Here is an 18,073-nt window from a genome sequence, read left to right as displayed (position 1 = left end):
ACCACGAACTTGATCCGCTACGGCCCACGACCCGGTATCCGCATGGATGTCGGGACGTGGTGTGCGCTGACCAGCTCAGACGCGTTCGACCAACACGCAGCGGGCGCCACTGAAGATCGTGGGCATGCACTTGTTGCAGTGGATGCACAGTGATTGGGTATCGGATTCGGCCGCGATCCGATTGATCAGATCCGGTTCTCTGAGCAGCGCCCGTGCCATGGCGACGAACTCGAACCCTTCCGCCATTGCGGTATCCATGCCCGCTTTGTCCGTGACACCTCCGAGCAGCACGAGCGGCAACTTCACCGCAGCACGAATCTGCCGAGCCTCTTCCAGCATGAACAACGGCTTGTACGGATAGGTATGCAACATGCTCTTACCCACCAACTGCACACCGAGTCGAACAGGTTGCGGCATCGCGGCGGCGAACTCGCGGATCGGCGCATCGCCCTTGAACAGGTACATCGGGTTGAGCAGTGAACTGCCCATCGTCAACTCGAGCGCGTCGACGCTTGCGGATGCTTCGAGCCACTGCGCCACCTGGATTGCTTCGTCCACCCAGAATCCGCCTGGCACACCGTCGTCCATGTTCAGCTTGGCCAAGATCGCGACCTTGTCACCGACGGCATCGCGCACACTGCGTGCAGTTTCGAGTACGACGCGAGCCCGGTTCTCCAGCGATCCGCCGTAGGAGTCCTTACGACGGTTGAGTTTCGGGCTCAGGAACGAGCTCGCGAAATAGTTGTGACCGAAGTGGATCTCGACGGCGTCGAATCCTGCCTCGACGGCAAGTCGCGCAGCGCTCCCGTGCGCGGCCGCAATTCTGGTGATGTCCGCTGTCGTGGCAGTGCGAATCATCCTCATGCTCAACGGATTGAACGAACTCGACGGTGCCAGCGCGGGCAGTCCGGTCGACTTCTGATTCGCCACGGGACCGGCATGGCCGAGCTGCGCCGACGCAGCAGCACCTTCGGCGTGAATTGCATCGGTGAGCCGCCGAAGCCCGGGGAGGGCATCGGGCCGCATCCAGAGCTGGCCGTATTCGGTGCGCCCTTCCGGTGCGACGGCGCAATACGCGACGGTGGACATCCCGACTCCGCCGGCGGCTGGGCGACGATGGAACTCGATCAGCTCGTCGGTGACCAGGGCGTCGGGAGTTTTGCCTTCGAATGTCGCGGACTTGATGATTCGATTTCGAAGGGTCACCGGGCCGAGCTTTGCCGGGGCGAGCACGTCGGGAGCAGTGGTCATCGAGTTTGCCTCTCGCGGGAGTTGTTTACAGGACGGTAGATCGATGGCCCCGAGCCGGCTAGGGCCCGTGCCACGGAGCGGGAAACGGCTTCAGCCCGGCCGAGGTGGCCGGGCTGAAGCCGTCATTGCAGTTCAGACGCGTCCGAAATACGCATCCTTGAGCACTGCCAGGTCGTCGATGTCCTTGGCATCGGCGTCGAGAACCACCTTGCCGATGTCGAGGACCGTGACATGATCGGCGACGCTCATCGCGGCCTCGACTGCCTGCTCGACCAGTAGAACAGCCAGGCCGGTTTCCTTGAGTTGTTGGACGCGGTCCATCACCTCACCGACGATCACGGGAGCGAGACCGCCCGAAGGTTCGTCGAGAAGGAGCAACCTCGGCTGCGCCATCAGCGCTGCGCCGATCGCGAGCATCTGCTGCTGACCGCCCGACATGGAACCGGCGGGAAGCGAACGCTTCTCCCCCAGGATCGGAAACATCTCGTACATCGATTCGACGGATTCCATAAGCTCGCCGCGCTTTGCCTTGCGGGTGTACCCGCCCAGCAGGAGGTTCTGCTCGACGGTCTGCTTGTGGAAGACCCGCTTGCCCTCCTGCACGTACGCCATCCCCTGTCGTACCCGTTTGTGCGCGGGGACTCCGGTGATGTCGGCACCGTCCATCTCGACGGTTCCGGAGGCCACCTTGTTGAGGCCGGACAGGGCACGGAGCGTGCTCGTCTTGCCTGCGCCGTTGCGTCCGAGCAGGGCGGTCACCTGACCGGGATAGACGTCGAACGAGACATCCCAGACGACGCGCAGATCGCCGTACCCGGTCTGCAAGTTTCGGACCTTCAGAATCGGTTCCATCACTTCACCTCACTGGTCTGATGGTCTACCGCGCCGATTTCTTCGAGAAGTGCTTCTTCGTCACCGGACTTGACTCCGAGGTACTCGCTCAAGACGCGTGGGTGATGTTCGATGGTTGCCGCATCGCCGGTGGCGATCACCTGCCCTTGCGCCAGCACGACTATCTCGTCGGCCAGCGAGAGGACGAGGCGGAAGTTGTGCTCCACCAACACCACTGTCGCCCCGGCATCTCGCAGTACCCGGATCAGATCTGCCAGGCGTTCGAGTTCGTCCTCGTCGAGTCCGGATGCCACCTCGTCGAAGAGGACGACCCTCGGTTCGGCGATGACGGCGCGAGCAACCTCGAGCATGCGACGCATCCCCAGGGGCAGCGACGTCGCGATCTCGTTGCGCAAGTGCGACATCCCCACGAGTTCGAGGACACGCTCGGCCTCGACGATGTCGGCCTTCGCGATCCTGCGGAAGCTGGGCAGGCGAAGCACAGCCGACGCCATCGACGCTCGGTGCACCGAATAACGTCCGGATGCAACAGCTTTCAGAACCGTGATGTTTTCCGGAATCGTCGGAGTTTGGAACGTGCGCGCCACACCCACGCGCGCCACCTTGTGCGGCGACGACTGCGAGACCACCGTGTCACCGATCGTGATCACGCCCGCATCTGCGGTGTAGAAGCCGCAGATCATGTTGAGCATGGTCGTCTTACCCGAACCGTTGGGCCCGATCAACGCGGTGACCTTACCGGCCTCTGCGGTCAGGGTTGCCGCATTGAGCGCCTGGTTGCCACCGAACGCTTTGGAGACTCCGTCGACCACCAACCGTGCTCCGTTGATCGGCGCCAGTTCCGTTGTCCCACCGCTGTTTTCCTTTGCGGTGACTACGCCCAGGCCGGCCTTGCGATCGAGTTTCGAGACGATCGCTCGCCCGACCTTGGTTAAACCCCCGGAGAGAAGCACACCGCCGATGATCAGGAAGCCGCCGTAGAAGATCAGCGAATACTCCTGGAACGCCGTCGACTGGTTGGGACCGAGCTGCATGATCGCGGCACCGACCACGGCGCCGTACACACTTGCCGCACCGCCGAGGATCGACGCCGCCAGAACTGCTGTGGCAAAGGTGAACCCGAAGGCTTCCGGCGAGATGAACAGGTCGGTGTTGGCGAACAGCGCACCCGCCAGACCGGCGGGGAACGCACCGATGGCATAACCGAGCAGCTTCATCCGGAACACCGATACACCCTGCGACGACGCCAGAACCGGCGACTGCTTGAGCGTGCGGAACGCGATGCCGTGCCGCGAGACCACCAGGTTACGCATCACCGCGAACCAGAGCACGGTCACGACGACGACCACCATGTAGTACTGCTGGGTGTCGAGTTCGGAACCGAAGAACGTCGGCGGCTCCATACCGGTGAGGCCGTTTCGGCCGCCGGTCTTGCCACCGAAGATCGCCAGTACGTCAGGTACCAGCAGAACCAGGAAGAACGACGTCATCGCCAGGGACCAGTTGCCCAGGCGCAGACCGGGAACACCGGTCAGGATTCCGACCGCCAGTGCCACTGCTCCGGAGGCAGCAAGCTGAAGCAGAATGTCGGTGTGACCTGCCTGGGACATCAGACCCGCGGTGTAGGCACCGGCCGCGTACATCGCTGCCTGGCCGAGTGCCAGTTCACCGGCAAAGCCGAGGCTCAAGTTCAGGCCACTGACCACAAGTGCCAGGATGCAGGCCAATTGAATCTGACGTGATGCCGACAGGTCGAGTCCCATCACGGGCAGCAGCAGGATCACCACGGCCAGGACGAGTGGGATGATCCAGCTCGGTAGGGAACGGAAAGTCCGCCACGCACTTACCATCTCACACCACCCGTTCTCGGACATTGCCGAACAGTCCAGCCGGTTTGACCATCAAGATGACGATCAGCACCGTGAAGACGGCGATATTGCTGTACTGACTTCCCGCCCACAGGGCGGTGAACGATTCCACCAGGCCGACGGTCAGACCGCCGATCACAGCGCCAGGCAGAGAGCCGAACCCGCCGATCGCCAACGCCACGAATCCCTTGAGGGCCAACGCTGCACCCAACGTCGCAACTGCAAACGTCTTGGGGCCGACGAAGAGTCCGAGGACACCGGCCAAGGCACCCGAGAAGGCAAACGCTCCCAGTGCCAACCGTCGTACGTTGACTCCTCGCAGCATCGCCGCTTCACGATCCTCGGAGATGCCGATCAGAGCCAGACCCGTCATCGTTTTCTTCGAGACGTAACTCAACCCGACGACCAGTGCGATCGCCGCAACCAGCAGAGCGATCTCGACCGGGTAGGTACGGCCGCCGAGCAGGGTGATCGGTTCGTTCGATCCGAAGAACGGAACCGTGAGAGGTTCACTACCCCAGATCAATTGAGTGGCGCCGTTGAGCAGAGTTGCGACACCCAACGTCGTGACCAACTGGTTCTGGTGATCGGCCACCGGTCTGATCGCGACGATCTCCTCGACCGAGGCGAGGAGCATCACGGTCACGGTAGCCATGACGGCCACCACGAGAACGGGGAGTTTCAGGGTCACCAGACCCGTGTAGGCGACAAAGGTGCCCACCATCATCAGCTGAGCTTGAGCGAAGTTGAATGTGTTGGAGGAAACGAAAACGATGTTGTACCCGATGGCAACCAGCACGTAGACCGCGCCGAGCGCCAACCCGGACCACAGAATGGTCATGACGCAGCCGGGTTTCCGAACTGACCGTTGAGGATCTTCGTCGGGCTGATGAACTTCAGCTCGCTGGTGTCCGGGTTCGGGCCGTGGTTGTCGGAGCTGAAGTTGTAGCGCGAGAGGAATGCGGTCTTGGCATTCTCCTGGACCTCAGTGGTTTCCAGTGCTTCGGCGAGCTTCTTCGGATCGGTCGAACTGCCGACCTTCTCCGCTGCCGCCGCGACGAGGGGGAATGCGTCGTAGTTGTCTGCGAGGATCAGCGTCGACGGGATGGAGCCCAGCGAAGCCATCGTGTCCACCATCGTGTTGACGAGTGCGTTGTTCGGATCGAACACCGTGCTGCTGAACACCTGCGTCACCAGGTTCTTCACCTGCGGGGTGCCGAGCACACCGGCCGGCGGATCATTCGCGATCAGGTTGGTGGCAGACACGGAGGTGTTTCCGACCAGCGGCACGTCCCAGCCGAGTCGCTCGAGGCTTTGCAACACGTATCCGAGAGGAGCGCCGTACGCATCCAAGGCGATTGCCGCGGCGCCCGAATTCTTGAGCGACTGCAACTGCGCCGTCATGTCCAAAGCGGCGGCGTCGTACTCCTCGTTACCGGCGGCCTTCAGACCTGCGGATTGCAAAGCACTGGTCATTTCTTCGCCGAACAGCTCACCGTAAGCGGTGCTGCCGTGCAAGACTCCGACGCTGCTGTAACCCTTGGACTTCGCGTACTCGGAAATTCCGCGAGCGGTATCGGTCGCACCCGGAGCCAGATCGAAGTTGAGCGGGAACTTCGAGGGGTCCGTCGAATCGGGCGAGGGAGCCATGCTCATCGAGAGAATGTTGTTCTGCTTGAGGATCGGCAGAACCGCAGCCGCGATCGACGACGGACCCGAGTTCAGGTAGAGGTCAGGCTTGTTCCCCGAATTGATGGCTTCGCGCAGCTTGGTGACGGCGATGGTTGCGTCACCCGCGTCGTCCACCGTAGTGAGCTCGATCTGACGGCCACCGATCCCCCCGGCTTCGTTCTGGACCTGAACGCCCGCCTTGGTGGCGAGCAGCGAGGTCTGCGAATTAGCCGCGAGGACTCCCTGTGCACTGATCCCGCCGGTCAGCAGCACACGGTAGGGCGAGTCCGCACCTCCGTCGGACTCCGAAGAACCACTGCACCCTGCAAGAGCCAGAGCCGTCACGGCAACTGCCGCAACAAGAATGGGCCGACGATTCATGTCTGCACTCCTAGAACACATGTATGCACCGAACGTCAGGCGAATACCTGACGAAAGAATGATCGGCCGGTGGACGTGCCTGATTTCGAGCACCAACCAACCAAGCACCCGCTTGATGATCTAGCAAGCAGTTGCTTGGGATGGAGCATAGAATGTGATCTGGATAACGTCAAACGCTGAAAAGTGGAGTCATGGAAGCGGACGCTATGCACATTGAGGCGGCGTCGACAGATCTCTTCCCGCTGGGTGGAAACGCCGAAACGGCTCCACGCCCTGGCGGATTCGACGAAATGAATCCGACAGGGCGTGGAGCCGTTTGTGTAAAGGTCCGACTATCGCTGGTTGCGGGGCTTCCAGACCACCAACGCGTTGTTGCGCGGAATCGGCACGAGATCCCGGCGATAGCCCGCATGGACTTTCGCGATCTCCTCGGCCAATTCGCGGACGCGATGCTGCAGAGCCTCGACCTGGTTGGTCAGTTCGATGATTCGTTTGATTCCGGCAAGGTTGACTCCCTCGTCCTGCGAAAGCCGTTGTACTTCACGAAGAAGCGCAACATCGCGCGGGGAGTAGCGTCGTCCGCCACCGGTGGTTCGATGCGGGGTGACCAACCCGAGTCGGTCGTAGTTACGCAATGTCTGCGCGTGCATTCCGGCCAACTCGGCTGCCACCGAGATCACGAAGATCTGAGCGTCAGGATCGACCGTCGCATCCCATTGATTCTGCGGTCGCTCTGTCATCATGCACCGGCCCACCCGGCCCGTGGATCGAACCCGCTCGCCTTCTCGGCTTCGAGATAGGTTTTCAGCGCTTCGATCGCCGGGTCGTCCAACTTCTGCGGAACGGATACCTTGACCGTGACCAGAAGGTCACCGGCACCGTCCGGCCGCTTGGGGATACCGCGTCCGCGAACTCGCAGAATGCGTCCGTCCACCGTTCCAGCCGGAACCTTCACTCCGACACGGCCTTCCAAAGTCGGCACGGACAGTGTCGTTCCCAGCACCAGCTCGCCGTAGCTCACCGGAACCGTCAGTGTCAGGTCGTCGCCGTTGCGTCCGAAGACACTGTCCGGCTTGACGCGGATGTTGACGAACAGGTCGCCGGCCGGAGCGCCGCGGAGTCCCGCTTCGCCCTTGCCCTTGAGTCTGATCTTCTGACCGTCACTCACACCGGCAGGCACGCGAACCGTGATGGTCCGTGTGCGATTGGTGACGCCGCTACCGTGGCAGTCTTCACACGGCGAGTCGATGATCGAGCCGGTTCCCCGGCAATCGTCACACGGCTCACTGAATCCGAAGGCGCCCTGGTTCCGGCTGACCACGCCGGTTCCGTTGCAATGTGGGCACACTCGCGGGCTGGTGCCTGGCTTTGCGCCGCTGCCGTGACACGTGGTGCACGACGTAGGGCTGGTCAGACGAAGAGGGACGGTGACACCGAGCGCTGCTTCACGGAAGGCGAGCGTCGTCTCGGTCTCGAGATCCTTGCCTCGACGCGGGCGGTTGGGCGCAGCTGTTCGCTGGCCCGCTCCCCCGCGGTTGAACAATCCGCCGAAGATGTCTCCGAGACCCGAGTCCTGCCCACCGGCCCCGCCGCCGAACAGGTCGTTGATGTCGAAACCACCAGCGCCGGGGTTGAATCCGCCGCCGCCCTGCGCGCGGGGGCCGAAGCCGCCGCTGGCAAAGAGGCGCCGAGCCTCGTCGTACTCCTTGCGCTTGTCCGGATCAGACAGAACGGCATGAGCTTCACTGACGGACTTGAAACGCTCTTCGGCCTTCGCATCGTCAGGGTTGGCGTCGGGATGAAGATCCCGAGCCAGCTTGCGATACGCCTTCTTGATTTCGTCGGCCGTCGCGGTGGACGAGACGCCCAGCTCCTTGTAGAAGTCCTTCTCGATCCACTCCCGTTGACTCACTGGGCGTCTCCTCCTCTCACTCTTACTTCGCTTCTTGTTCTGAACCGTCTGCAGGCTTGTCGCCTACCCGGTCCGTCACGGCCACCATTGCGGTCCGAAGGACCCGGTCGCCGAGCTTGTATCCCTTGCGCATGACCGTCCCGAGTACGGGGTCGTGGCCTTCGCCTTCATGTTGCACCGCTTCGTGGAGTGCGGGATCGAAATCGTCACCCTCGCTGCCGAAGTCGGTCAAACCCAGACCCGTCAGGGTCGTGTTGAGTTTGTCTGCGAGTGCACGCAGTGGACCCGATTCGAGGTCACCGTGTGCCCGAGCGCGATCCAGGTCGTCGAGAATTCCGATGAGCTCGGTGATGACCGAAGCCCGCGCGGTTTCCTTGATGACCTGCTTGTCACGCTCGACGCGACGACGGTAGTTGGTGAACTCCGCCTGAAGTCGCTGCAGATCCGCAGTCCGTTCGGCGAGCTGATCGGTGGCGGATGCTTCCTCCACGATCGACTCTGCTTCCTGAACTACCCCTGTGTCTTCCGAGTCGAGCGGCGGCAGGGATTCCCCCGCCGCCTCTCCCTGTGCACCGGTCTCGGGGTCGACCGGGTTGTTCTCGGGGTTGTCCGAGGTCACTTCTTGTCCGAGTCGGTGGGCTCGTCGACAACCTCGGCGTCGACGACGTCGTCGTCATTGCCTGCGCCGTCGGTGTTTCCGGCCTCGTTTGCAGCGGAAGCCTCGTAGATGGCCTGGCCCAGAGCCTGCGACTCGGTGCCCAGCTTCTCCACTGCGGTCTTCACTGCAGCGATGTCGGTGCCTGCCAGGGCGTCGTTGACGTCCTTGACCGCTGCCTCGACCTTGGTCAGGATCTCCTCGGAGACCTTGCCCGCGTTCTCACCTTCACGCTGCTCCTTGACGAACTTCTCCGTCTGGTGGACCAGCGACTCGGCCTGGTTGCGAACCTCTGCCTCTTCGCGACGGGCCTTGTCTTCCTCGGCGTGAGCCTCGGCGTCCTTGACCATGCGCTCGATCTCTTCCTTGGACAGACCGGAGCCGTCCTGGATCTTGATCGTGTTTTCCTTGCCGGTGCCCTTGTCCTTCGCCGTCACGTGCACGATGCCGTTGGCGTCGATGTCGAAGGTGACCTCGATCTGCGGAACGCCACGCGGGGCGGGCGGCAGATCGGTGAGCTCGAAGGAGCCGAGCAGCTTGTTGTGCGAAGCGATTTCGCGCTCACCCTGGAAGACCTGGATCTGCACCGAAGGCTGGTTGTCGTCAGCGGTGGTGAAGGTCTCGGAACGCTTCGTGGGGATCGTGGTGTTGCGCTCGATGAGCTTGGTCATCACGCCACCCTTGGTTTCGATGCCGAGGGAAAGCGGCGTGACGTCGAGGAGCAGAACGTCCTTGACCTCACCCTTGAGCACACCGGCCTGGAGTGCGGCGCCGACGGCGACGACCTCGTCCGGGTTGACGCCCTTGTTGGGCTCACGGCCACCGGTCAGTTCACGAACCAGATCGGAGACGGCCGGCATACGGGTGGAGCCACCGACGAGCACGACATGGTCGATGTCCTTGACGGCGATTCCACTGTCCTTGATCACTGCCTGGAACGGCGCACGAGTGCGATCGAGCAGGTCCGAGGTGATCTTCTGGAACTCGCTGCGGGTGAGCTGCTCGTCCAGGAAGAGCGGGTTCTTGTCCGCGTCGACCGTGATGTACGGGAGGTTGATGGAGGTGCTCTGCGAGCTGGAGAGCTCGATCTTCGCCTTCTCCGCAGCCTCACGCAGACGCTGCAGGGCCATCTTGTCCTTGGTCAGATCGATGCCGTTCTGAGCCTTGAACTTGTCGACCAGCCAAGCGACGACGCGCTCGTCCCAGTCGTCGCCACCGAGGTGGTTGTCACCGGAGGTTGCGCGAACCTCGACGACACCGTCGCCAATTTCGAGCAGGGAGACGTCGAAGGTGCCGCCACCGAGGTCGAAGACCAGAATGGTCTGCTCGGTGTCACCCTTGTCGAGTCCGTATGCCAGTGCAGCCGCGGTGGGCTCGTTGACGATACGAAGGACGTTGAGGCCGGCGATCTGGCCGGCTTCCTTGGTTGCCTGACGCTGTGCGTCCTCGAAGTACGCGGGGACGGTGATGACGGCGTCGGTGATGTCTTCGCCGAGGTAAGCCTCCGCGTCACGCTTGAGCTTCATGAGCGTGCGGGCGCTGATTTCCTGCGGCGTGTACTTCTTGCCGTCGATTTCCACGTTCCAGTCAGTGCCGATGTGGCGCTTGACGGAGCGGAGGGTGCGGTCGACGTTCGTGACTGCCTGGTTCTTCGCGGGCTGACCGACGAGAACCTCGCCGTTCTTGGCAAATGCGACCACCGAGGGGGTGGTACGTGAGCCTTCGGCGTTGGCGACCACTACGGGCTCGCCGCCCTCCAGCACTGCAACTACCGAGTTGGTCGTACCGAGATCGATACCGACTGCACGAGCCATAGTGTTCCTACCTTTCGTTCTGCGGTTCTCTGCCCGAGTGGTTGATCTCGAACATGACCGCGAGTTTTTCGCTTGGTGAGCGTCCTCCGCTCAAGTTTGCCTCCGACCGTGGCCGGGAGTCAACTTGAAGTTGAGCCGAGGGCGCTCAAGCTTGTCGAAATGGTCAACTACAGCCCACGTAGATTTGTTCCCGCCTTCCCCGAAAAGCCGGAAAAGTGCGCCACATCACTTCCGTATCTCTCCGAATGGCTACGATCGGCCGGTGACCGATCCCGACAATTCTCCCGCGCGACCTCCTCGCCCGTCACCTCCACGCCCGGCACCCGAGCGACCCGACGTCTCGGTTCGGCCGCTCCGACCTGCAGCGAGCGACGAGACACCCAAAGCCGTGACATTGTCTACCTCTGCCTGGATCGGCTCGTTCGTCGTCCTGGCCGGAATCGCCGGAGTGGTAGTCACCAGCCTCGACGACGTCCGGTCGGCTCTCGAAGAATCGACTGCGCGCGACAATCCCGGATACTCGTCCACCGACATCTCCGATGCCGTGACCGTCGTACTCGCGGGCAGCGGCGGCGGCGCTCTCGTCCTGGTCCTGCTCGCACTCATGAGCCTTCAACTCCTCCGCGCACGCAAGAACGCCGGGCGGGTGATGACGGCGATCGTGGGAGTCGTGAGCATCGCGGCCGGACTCGGCTTCATGTCTCTGGTCGACGGCGCAGCAGACATCGGCGCCGGAGTTCTGAGATGGGGCCCGATTCTCTACTGCGCCCTGGTCGCGGTGGCGGCGATCGCTCCGTTCGCTCCCGGTGTCAGCACCTGGCTGCGGGGACGCCGATGAAGGTTCACGTACAACTGGACTCCGCGCCGGGCGCGGGCGCTGCTCGTAGCCGTGAACTCGCGGAGACCGGCGCCGGTGGCCTGTTCACGTTCGAGGGACCACACGACGTGTTCTTCCCGCTCGTCGAAGCAGCATCGGCCGTCGACCTCGACCTGATGACCAACGTCGCCATCGCATTCCCCCGCAGTCCCATGCATCTGGCGCATTCGGCCAACGACCTGCAGTTGCTCAGTCGCGGCCACTTTCGACTGGGTCTCGGATCGCAGATCAAACCGCACATCGAAAAACGCTACAGCGCAACGTGGTCGCGTCCGGCGGCCCGCATGAAGGAGACGGTCGCAGCGGTCAAGGCGATCTTCACTGCGTGGGAGAACACCTCGACGCTGAACTTCCGCGGCGAGTTCTTCACCCACACGTTGATGCCTCCGACGTTCGATCCCGGCCCCAACCCCTATGGGCCGCCGTCCATCCTGATGGGTGCGCTCGGACCGGTGATGACCAGGACGGCTGCCGAGGTGGCCGACGGACTACTGGTCATGCCGTTCCACACGCAACGTCATTTCCTCGAACGAACACTTCCGGCCGTCGATGCAGGTCTTCGCGAATCCGGCCGCACCCGAGACGAATTCACGATCATCCCGCAGGTCATCGTCGGCGTCGGCCGCGGCGACGATCAACTTGCCGCGGCCGCCAGAGGCGTCCGAGCCCTGCTCTCGTTCTACGGTTCGACGCCCGCATACCGTCCGGTGCTCGACGTCGAAGGGTGGGGCGAGGTCCAACCGGAACTCAATGCCCTGTCGAAGCGAGGTGGCTACACCGAGATGGCGTCGCTGATCACCGATCCGATGCTGACCACACTCGCCGTCGTCGGCACTCCCGAAGAGTGCGCCACCGAGATTCGGCGGCGGTTCGGCGAACATGCCGACGAAGTGTGCTGCTATTTCCCCGGTTACGACGTAGAACCGTCAGACGTGGCGTCGATGATCTCGTCTCTCACCTGAACCCGGTCGAACTTCTTGATCAGGCCCCCAAGGTACGGGCCAGCTCGGTCAACGATTCCCGGGCAGCACGCAGGCTCGCGTCACCCTGCTCGATCAGAGGTGCCATTGCCGGAATACGTTGCGCCAAAGTCAGTTCCGCGGTGATGACGGAGACATCCATTCCCATCGACACCCCGAGCACCTGAACGAGTGGCGGGACGGTGTGATCGTTGGCCTCGTTTCCCGAGCCCGGCGCATAGGTGTTTCCGCGGCTGGAGACGATCACCACCGGCTTACCTGCCAGAGGCTGAGTACGCGTGTCGAAAGGGACCGTAGTCCCCAGGACGTGTACGTAGTCGATCCACGCCTTCAACGTGGACGGGATCGACCAGTTGTACATCGGCGCACCGATCACGACGACGTCTGCAGCGGTAAGTTGCTCGATGACCCGAGCCTGGAGTGCTTCCGCGGCGGGATCCGGAATCTCGCCCTCGACTCGCAAGCGTGGTGCATAGTGCAGGGCCGCGTCCGCGAGGTGCGGCAAGGGATCCCGGTGCAGGTCCAACGTCACCGTCGTGTGATCCGGACTGTTCTTCGACCACTGCTGAGCGAACAGTGCGGTCAGATCACGTGAGGTCGAGTGGTGGAGTTCGGCGGACGAATCGATGTGAAGTAGCTGTGGCATCCCTCATCACTACCAGAGCGCGCTCAACTCTTCTCCGCGGCTAGATCGGATTCCGCCGCGTACTGCGCCAGCAGGACTCGTTCGCGCTCGCGACGCGGATAGAAGAACGTCACCACCGCGGCACCGGCACACACGATGATGATCGCCGCGATGTAGGCGTTTGTATCCCCGTCCAGGAAGGCGTTTTTGGCGGCGGTCATGATTTGGTCCGCGTATTGCGGGTAGCGTTCCGCGAGAACTTCGGCGCTGGAGAAGGATTTGGTGAGCGCGGCCTGAGTTTCGGGAGTCACTTCGGATGCGTTCGGCGAGGACGAGATCGCATTTCCCAACGATTTTGCGTACCCGGCCGTGAGTATTCCGCCGAGAATCGACTGCATGATGGCGCCGCCCAGGTCGCGTTGCAGGTCCGAGGTTCCCGACGCCATACCAGCGCGGTGCACGGGAACGGATCCGGTCAGCGAACGCGATGCCGGTGTGCCGGCCAGACCGACGCCGATGCCGACAAGCGCATAGGCCAGCGCGACCTGCCAATACTGTGTGCATTCGTTCCACAGGAACAGCGCGACGAACAACCCGAGAACCACGAACAGGTAGCCGGCGAGCAGCGTGACGCGGGCGCCGTACCTTTCGATCATGGTCGCCGAGCGCGGCGCGACGATCACCATCGCCAGCGCAGCCGGAATGATCGCCGCACCGGCTGCCAGCGTCGAGTACCCGAGGACGTTCTGCAGGAACTGCTGGCCGATGAACATCGCGCCCATGAGCGAACCGAACACGACCAACCCACCCACCGCCGCGACCCAGAACGTCGGGCGCGCAGCTACGTGAAGATCGAACAGCGGATTGGCCGCGCGTCGCTGTTGCAGGAAGAACCCGATACCCGCGACAACTGCTATCGCCCCGAGCACCAGAGCCAACGTGCCCGAACCCTTCACCGGCGCAAAGTTGATGGACAACACCAGCGCCCCGATGAAGACGATCGACACTATGCCGCCGAGGTGATCGACTCGCTCGGTCGTCTCGTTGACGTGAGCGGGAACCAACACCAGGGAACAGATCAGTGCCACAAGGGCCAAGGGAAGGGTGACGAAGAAGACCGAACCCCAGTGAAACTGCTCGAGCAGCGCCCCCGAGACGATCGGACCGAGTGCTGAAATCGCGCCACCGATTGCCGACCACATGGCAATCGCCTTGGTTCGTGCCGGTCCGGCCCACAACGCCGTGATGATTGCCAGCGTGGTCGGGAACGCCAGACCTGCCGAGACGCCTCCGACTATCCGAGCGAGGAACAGCACTTCGAAGTTCCCGGCGAATCCCGCCACGATCGACGCCGGAATGGACAGCGCCATGCCGGTGACCAGCAACATCTTGCGGCCGTATCGGTCTCCCAAGGCCCCCAGGTAGAGCACCGTTCCGGCCAGGCCCAGCGAGTAGCCGACCGCGATCAGGTTCAGTTGCGTCTGACTGGCGTCGAAAGCCCGCCCGATATCGGGCAAAGCGACATTCGCGACCGAGAGATTGAGGTTCGCGACCGCAGCGACCAGGATGAGCGTCCCCAGGACGAGGGTGGCTCGATCCGGTGAAGCGGACTTGATGTCACTCGCCATGCGCGTGCTCCCATCGAGGTGGGACCCGAACCTGGGAGTTATGTCCGGATCATCCCGAACTCAAGATAGAACCCTCGTCCGGCGCTCGCATAGTGAACGGGTCCCTATTCGGGCACAATTTCAGCCAGGACGCCCTCGGCGCTGCGGGCGGCGACCAGGCAGGCGCGCGAGGTGAACCTGTCGAAGAGCGGATGTCTGGACAACTCGCGCCATCTGCGGACAGCCGCCGTGGCCCGCGCACGCTGCACCTCCGGCGATTCTTCCGGTTCGCAGCCCAACCGGTCACTTGCCCGGATTCCGTAGCCGCCGATCAGTCTTTGCAGTTGTGCCAGGTCGTCGGGTGGCAGATCCGTGTGTACCGAACGAAGACGCCCGAGCAGGCGAAGTTCGTGAAAGCCGTGAACATCGGCAAGCAACCGTTGCGCCTCCGCCGCGATCTGATCGCCTTCCTCGCTCGGATCGGCTTCGAGGATTCTTCCCAGCGTCACCAGCGCCGTGTGCGATTTGAGCTGATCTGCCCGCTGCCCGAATTGAACGTCGATCACCTGACGCAGTTCGTCCAGGCCGCTGCGCTCCAACAATTCGGCCGCCAGGGACGGTGAATCGGTCGCCCCCAACTTGATCGACGTCACGGCGAGGCGAATTCCGAAGAGCCCGAACCGATCGGCCAATTGCGCCCGCATCGCCGCATCGACCGGCAGCGGACTGTCCTGCCTGGCAAAGCGATCCGCGGAGAGCAGTGCAAGGCTCAGATCCTCGGCCGGAACCTGCGCGAGCGCCGAGAAGGCCGCGAACTCGCTCTGCCTCATCGTCCGAGCAGCGAGCGCGAGTAGACCTGCCACCGGAACCACCGACTGGCACAGGCCGGTTCGCTCCAACTCCTCGGCGAATCGCGCCGCGACGTCCTTCGCCGAAGACAACGCGTCGAGCCTGCCTGCGCCGACCTCATCGGCACGCGAGAGCACTCCGATCACTCCGAGTGGCCCGGATTCTCCGCCCACGTGATCCGCGATCTTCCCGAGGAACTGCATGTCACTGGCGTTGAGAGCCCGCAAGAGGTAGACCACTGCATCCGCGCCCGGTGCCTCGCCGTCGGGAACGAGCATGTCCCAGGTGCGGGCCGAGACCTCGGTCGAGAGCGACGAGGTGCCCGGTGTGTCGATGATCGTCGTACGAGCCAATGCCGAAGACGGCCAGTCGACGTCGATGCGGTCCACCGAGTCTGCGGTGTACTCGCCCAGATCGAACGTGAGCCTGCCGTCGCGGCGCGTCACCGGCACGTTGAACTCGGCACCGTTCTCGGCCGTCGCGGTCACCTGCGGCGTCGTCCCGTTCCGATACCAGGTGACGACGCGTGTGCATTCCGTCGCGTCGGTAGGCGCTATATCCTGTCCGACAAGCGAATTGAGCAGCGTCGACTTACCCGCTTTGAGGGAGCCGGCGAGCGCCACCCGGAGTGGCTCGTCGAGCCTGGCCGCACATTCTTCCAACTGGGCGCGCGTCTGCGGCTGATCGGCGTAGGCACGTCTGGCGTGGTCGATCAGGGCGTGTGCCGACTCCACTGCGGTCACGGTGGTCGTGGCATTCATGCGTTGGTCACCTTTGCCGAGGCAGGAGCGGGAGTTTCGCCGATCAGCGTTCCGGCAACGGCGTCGAGCTCCGCGACGACGCGCATGTCGGTCTCCAGACGCTTGATCCGAGCGGCATGTTCACTCGATTCCAACTGCGCGGCTTCCTGAGTGGCGCGGAGGGATTCGTTGATCGAGCGCAACGCCTGCTCGGCGATGTCGGTGAAGTGATCCCGCAACAGCCGCTGCACCAGGCGCAGGCGGTCCTTCGACTCCTTGCCCACCTGGAAGCTGACGTCGTCGGCAAACCGTCGGATGGCCGCTTTCGCCTCAGCGCGACGCTTGAGCACCTGAGCCTGCTTGTCTTCACGATAAGCCTTGGTGCCCAGCAGAACCCCGGCGCCGATGGAGATCGGGTTGACCAGAGCCATGCCCATCATCGTGGTGATCAAGCCGAACATGAGCACGCCGCCGTACGAGCCGCGCATGCCGACCAGGACTTTCTGAGTGATGCCGATTCGGCCGGATTCGAGGTCCGCCAATGCACCGACCGGTTCCAGGAAACCGTCGGTGTCGGCGACGTCGAGATGCGGGAGCGCGACGTCACCGGTCTCCGCAAAGTGCTGCGCCACAACTTCTGCCAGCCACTGTGCGCGATCATGCGCCCACACGAAGTTGTCACCGATCGCGGTGGCGATCTCCTGTTCGAGCCACTCCCCCACGACGTCCCAGTCCTTACCGGGATCGCCTTCGTCGACCGTCTCCTCGGCCTGGCGGGTCACCCGGCGCAACCGGTCCCGGAGGTCGTGATCGATGTCGGCGGCGAGGTCTGCGATGCCGTCACCGAGGCTCTGCTGCCACAGTGAGGTCTTCTTGTGCAGTTCCTCGGCCGCTGCCCGGGCACGCTGCAGTCCCGCGACCGCTGCCTGAGCGGTCGACGGATCCTTCAGCGCCGCAAGCTCACTGCCCATCTCCAACGTCAGATGCGCTGCCGCAGAACGCACATCCATCGCAACTGCGCGTCGAGTATTCGATTCGGCACGCGCAACGACGTTGTCCCGCAAGAACTGATAGAGGTCCAAAAATCCGGATTCCGCTTCGAGTTCCTTGTCCCCCAGCCTCAGCGCGTGCGAGCGCAGTACCGAGGAGATCGGAATGAGCGGCAGATCCAACCCGGCACGCTGGAGATGTCCGCGATCGGCGTCGAAGATCTGCCGCCAGTGCGGGTACAGATCGGTCTTGCTGATCAGCCCGGCTACCGCAGGACACAGATTGACGACCTGGCGGATGAATCCCAGCTCCGGTTCGGTGAACTCCTGGCTGGAGTCCGACAGAACCAACACTGCATCGGCCGCAGTGATCAATCCCAATGTTCCTGCAGCATGAGGATTTCCATGACCGCCGACACCGGGGGTGTCGATCAGAACCAAACCGTCGGCCAACAGCGGACTGGGAACACCCACTTCCACACGCAGAACCTCACGCCCTTCGGCGCGAGGCGTGGCCGGGGTGATCCCCATGAGTTCCTCGAGCGGGAGGGGCACCCGAATGGGCGCCGCACCCGGATCGGCGAGAATCAGTTCGGCGACCGCGGTCTCCGCGTACTGAACTACCGTCGCCACGGCCGTGGTCTCGTCGTCACCGACCGAGCACACGTCGATGCCGAGCAGAGAATTGACGAACTGGCTCTTGCCCTGCTTGAGGGGTCCGACCACCACGATGCGAATACGCGGGTCGTTGACCCTCACCTGAGCGTTCTCGAGTCGACGCACCAGATCCGTGCGCCCGAAATCCTTCGCCACGACGGCTGTTCGTTCGAGCAACGACGCCGTCGACGACGCGACGCGCGCCTTCCGGCTGCTTACCTGACTCGCTGAATCACTCATGAGCTACGTTGACCCGCAATTCTTCCCGACTCGAATATCCGGCCCTGCGAACGCATAGCGCACGCAGGGCCGGATTTGTTACATCAGGTCATTTTGACCGATTTC

General features: G+C 63.1%; 15 protein-coding genes. 2 read left to right on the top strand and 13 right to left on the bottom strand.

Annotated features, from left to right (window positions below; all coding sequences use genetic code 11):
* Positions 1-75: 75 nt before the first annotated feature.
* The 9 genes from RHP72_RS06925 to dnaK form a co-directional block, all read right to left on the bottom strand.
* Entirely contained in the window at positions 76-1,251 is a 1,176-nt protein-coding gene (locus tag RHP72_RS06925) for an NADH:flavin oxidoreductase (protein ID WP_311094497.1), read from the bottom strand.
* Between the two features lie 132 nt (positions 1,252-1,383).
* Complete coding sequence (locus tag RHP72_RS06920) at positions 1,384-2,103, bottom strand: ABC transporter ATP-binding protein (protein ID WP_003944438.1); 720 nt, start codon at positions 2,101-2,103, stop codon at positions 1,384-1,386.
* Entirely contained in the window at positions 2,103-3,953 is a 1,851-nt protein-coding gene (locus RHP72_RS06915; RefSeq protein WP_311094848.1) for an ABC transporter permease subunit, read from the bottom strand. Before RHP72_RS06915 ends, RHP72_RS06920 begins: the two co-directional genes overlap by 1 nt.
* Before the next feature lies 1 nt (position 3,954).
* Positions 3,955-4,812 (bottom strand): branched-chain amino acid ABC transporter permease, encoded by an 858-nt coding sequence (locus RHP72_RS06910; protein ID WP_311094496.1) that lies wholly within the window; start codon positions 4,810-4,812, stop codon positions 3,955-3,957.
* Positions 4,809-6,023, bottom strand: a complete 1,215-nt coding sequence (locus RHP72_RS06905) for an ABC transporter substrate-binding protein (protein WP_007726702.1) — start codon at positions 6,021-6,023, stop codon at positions 4,809-4,811. The genes RHP72_RS06910 and RHP72_RS06905 overlap by 4 nt, the downstream gene beginning before the upstream one ends.
* 332 nt (positions 6,024-6,355) lie before the next feature.
* Entirely contained in the window at positions 6,356-6,766 is a 411-nt protein-coding gene (locus RHP72_RS06900) for a heat shock protein transcriptional repressor HspR (protein WP_003944355.1), read from the bottom strand.
* Entirely contained in the window at positions 6,763-7,935 is a 1,173-nt protein-coding gene (gene dnaJ / locus RHP72_RS06895) for a molecular chaperone DnaJ (RefSeq protein WP_003944329.1), read from the bottom strand. The genes RHP72_RS06900 and dnaJ overlap by 4 nt, the downstream gene beginning before the upstream one ends.
* A 22-nt stretch (positions 7,936-7,957) precedes the next feature.
* A complete protein-coding gene (gene grpE / locus RHP72_RS06890) occupies positions 7,958-8,554 on the bottom strand; it encodes a nucleotide exchange factor GrpE (RefSeq protein ID WP_003944430.1) in 597 nt (198 codons plus the stop codon).
* Positions 8,551-10,404, bottom strand: coding sequence for a molecular chaperone DnaK (dnaK, locus tag RHP72_RS06885; protein ID WP_003944365.1), 1,854 nt, complete (start codon positions 10,402-10,404; stop codon positions 8,551-8,553). The genes grpE and dnaK overlap by 4 nt, the downstream gene beginning before the upstream one ends.
* A gap of 262 nt (positions 10,405-10,666) precedes the next feature.
* Here dnaK and RHP72_RS06880 point away from each other — a divergent pair, with 262 nt between their 5' ends.
* Both RHP72_RS06880 and RHP72_RS06875 read left to right on the top strand, forming a co-directional pair.
* Entirely contained in the window at positions 10,667-11,242 is a 576-nt protein-coding gene (locus tag RHP72_RS06880; protein WP_039972689.1) for a hypothetical protein, read from the top strand.
* Entirely contained in the window at positions 11,239-12,243 is a 1,005-nt protein-coding gene (locus tag RHP72_RS06875; protein ID WP_214924348.1) for a TIGR03617 family F420-dependent LLM class oxidoreductase, read from the top strand. Before RHP72_RS06880 ends, RHP72_RS06875 begins: the two co-directional genes overlap by 4 nt.
* Before the next feature lie 19 nt (positions 12,244-12,262).
* Here RHP72_RS06875 and RHP72_RS06870 read toward each other — a convergent pair whose 3' ends face one another.
* From RHP72_RS06870 to RHP72_RS06855, 4 genes are all read right to left on the bottom strand, one after another.
* Positions 12,263-12,907, bottom strand: coding sequence for an FMN-dependent NADH-azoreductase (locus RHP72_RS06870; RefSeq protein WP_007726694.1), 645 nt, complete (start codon positions 12,905-12,907; stop codon positions 12,263-12,265).
* 23 nt (positions 12,908-12,930) lie between these two features.
* Positions 12,931-14,514 carry an MFS transporter gene (locus RHP72_RS06865; RefSeq protein ID WP_311094495.1) on the bottom strand — a complete coding sequence of 528 codons (1,584 nt, stop codon included), beginning with the start codon at positions 14,512-14,514 and terminating at the stop codon, positions 12,931-12,933.
* A 104-nt stretch (positions 14,515-14,618) separates the two neighbouring features.
* Entirely contained in the window at positions 14,619-16,103 is a 1,485-nt protein-coding gene (locus RHP72_RS06860; protein WP_042452229.1) for a dynamin family protein, read from the bottom strand.
* Positions 16,100-17,968 (bottom strand): dynamin family protein, encoded by a 1,869-nt coding sequence (locus RHP72_RS06855; protein ID WP_064688865.1) that lies wholly within the window; start codon positions 17,966-17,968, stop codon positions 16,100-16,102. Before RHP72_RS06855 ends, RHP72_RS06860 begins: the two co-directional genes overlap by 4 nt.
* Positions 17,969-18,073: the final 105 nt, after the last annotated feature.

The organism is Rhodococcus sp. SG20037 (assembly GCF_031763325.1).
GTDB classification, from domain to species: domain Bacteria; phylum Actinomycetota; class Actinomycetes; order Mycobacteriales; family Mycobacteriaceae; genus Rhodococcus_F; species Rhodococcus_F qingshengii.
Note: the sequence above shows the minus strand (reverse complement) of the source record. Positions and strands in the feature narration are given on the sequence as shown.

Bases quoted from the DNA above. Each gene is read 5' to 3' on its own strand.
- RHP72_RS06870 (WP_007726694.1), bottom strand. From the start codon at position 12,907: ATGCCACAGCTACTTCACATCGATTCGTCCGCCGAACTCCACCACTCG.
- RHP72_RS06875 (WP_214924348.1), top strand. From the start codon at position 11,239: ATGAAGGTTCACGTACAACTGGACTCCGCGCCGGGCGCGGGCGCTGCT.
- RHP72_RS06925 (WP_311094497.1), bottom strand. From the start codon at position 1,251: ATGACCACTGCTCCCGACGTGCTCGCCCCGGCAAAGCTCGGCCCGGTG.
- RHP72_RS06915 (WP_311094848.1), bottom strand. From the start codon at position 3,953: ATGGTAAGTGCGTGGCGGACTTTCCGTTCCCTACCGAGCTGGATCATC.
- RHP72_RS06920 (WP_003944438.1), bottom strand. From the start codon at position 2,103: ATGGAACCGATTCTGAAGGTCCGAAACTTGCAGACCGGGTACGGCGAT.
- RHP72_RS06855 (WP_064688865.1), bottom strand. From the start codon at position 17,968: ATGAGTGATTCAGCGAGTCAGGTAAGCAGCCGGAAGGCGCGCGTCGCG.
- dnaK (WP_003944365.1), bottom strand. From the start codon at position 10,404: ATGGCTCGTGCAGTCGGTATCGATCTCGGTACGACCAACTCGGTAGTT.
- RHP72_RS06910 (WP_311094496.1), bottom strand. From the start codon at position 4,812: ATGACCATTCTGTGGTCCGGGTTGGCGCTCGGCGCGGTCTACGTGCTG.
- RHP72_RS06860 (WP_042452229.1), bottom strand. From the start codon at position 16,103: ATGAATGCCACGACCACCGTGACCGCAGTGGAGTCGGCACACGCCCTG.
- RHP72_RS06865 (WP_311094495.1), bottom strand. From the start codon at position 14,514: ATGGCGAGTGACATCAAGTCCGCTTCACCGGATCGAGCCACCCTCGTC.
- RHP72_RS06900 (WP_003944355.1), bottom strand. From the start codon at position 6,766: ATGATGACAGAGCGACCGCAGAATCAATGGGATGCGACGGTCGATCCT.
- RHP72_RS06905 (WP_007726702.1), bottom strand. From the start codon at position 6,023: ATGAATCGTCGGCCCATTCTTGTTGCGGCAGTTGCCGTGACGGCTCTG.